The sequence below is a fragment of the Gammaproteobacteria bacterium CG11_big_fil_rev_8_21_14_0_20_46_22 genome (genome assembly GCA_002796245.1).
In the GTDB taxonomy this organism is placed as follows: domain Bacteria; phylum Pseudomonadota; class Gammaproteobacteria; order UBA12402; family UBA12402; genus 1-14-0-20-46-22.
Genome location: PCWT01000031.1, coordinates 51,898 through 53,152 on the forward strand (window position 1 = coordinate 51,898; position 1,255 = coordinate 53,152).

General features: G+C 44.1%; 1 protein-coding gene. It reads right to left on the reverse strand.

Translation table 11 applies throughout. The features are described from left to right. Positions 1-125: 125 nt before the first annotated feature. A complete protein-coding gene (locus tag COV52_03970; GenBank protein PIR11477.1) occupies positions 126-1,145 on the reverse strand; it encodes an IS110 family transposase in 1,020 nt (339 codons plus the stop codon). Positions 1,146-1,255 lie beyond the last annotated feature (110 nt).

The following is a 1,255-nucleotide window of genomic DNA, read 5'->3' on the forward strand; positions in this document are numbered from 1 at the left end:
CCAAGGCCCTAAACAGGTTTTAAAAACGCTGGTCTTACCTATTTTGTCATCACGTTGATTTTATTCCTCGCAATTCAGTGACTTGTCTTGTTAATCTCTAAAGATTATCAAATCACAGACCGTTATTAAGCCGCTCTTCGATAAGCTTCCCCATGTAATAATAATGCCATGGCAATACGTGCATTTTTATTGGCTAAAGCCACCGTGGCACGGTTCATGCCGACTTTAGCGACTAACCCCTGTATCCAACGACTTCGTTGATCGGTCTTTTTTCCTGCCCGAATGACAACAGAGCGTGCACCATGAATCAGCATTCGACGTACATATTCATCACCACGCTTGCTGATCCCTAATAGTTTTTGCGTATTACCGCTGGAATGCTGGCGTGGGACAAGGCCAACGTAAGCTGAAAAATGACGCCCATTCTTAAAGCCAGCACCATTGCCAACTAGGGCTACTATTGCCGCTGCCGTTATCGTGCCAATCCCTTCAACTTCCATCAACCGTTGACATCGCTCATCTTGTTTGACGATGGCTTTCAGCTGGGTTTCGCAAACTGTTATTTGTTGATCCAAGGACTGCCATAGCTGATATTGCTGCTCTAGCAACGCTTTCATCAAGGGACTCAGCTCATTCTCTACTTGTCGATCAAGTAGCTTAGGCAGCCGTTCTCTCAAGGCACTGAGTCCCTGCGGGACAATATAACCATATTCTGCTAATAATCCACGAAGCTGATTGACGAGTTTGGTGCGCATGGTGACATGTCCTTCCCGAACACGTAGGAGGCTTTGAATATCCTGCTGATCTATCGTTTTCGGGGTGACAAACCGCATCTGCGGACGGCTAGCCGCTTCAACAATCGCTTCTGCATCACGATAATCATTTTTATTGCCTTTGACAAAAGGCTTAACAAACTGCGGGGAAATTAATTTCACTTCATGGCCTAGCTTTTGGATTTCTCTTGCCCAATAATTAGCGCTACCGCAGGCTTCCATCGCAATACAACACGGAGACTGCTGAGCTAAATGCATTAACAAATTATCTCGACTTAAACGCCTTCTCATGATGACTTTTCCTGCTTGATTAGCACCACATAATTGAAAAACATGTTTTGCTATATCCATGCCAATTAATGTAATATTCATAATGGACTCCTTCTCTTCAGTTAAAGTTTAAGTGGTCCACCGAGACCACTTTGGCGCATTTATTATGACGCCGTTTTAAAAGAGGAGCGAGTCCATTTCATTAGTTTACA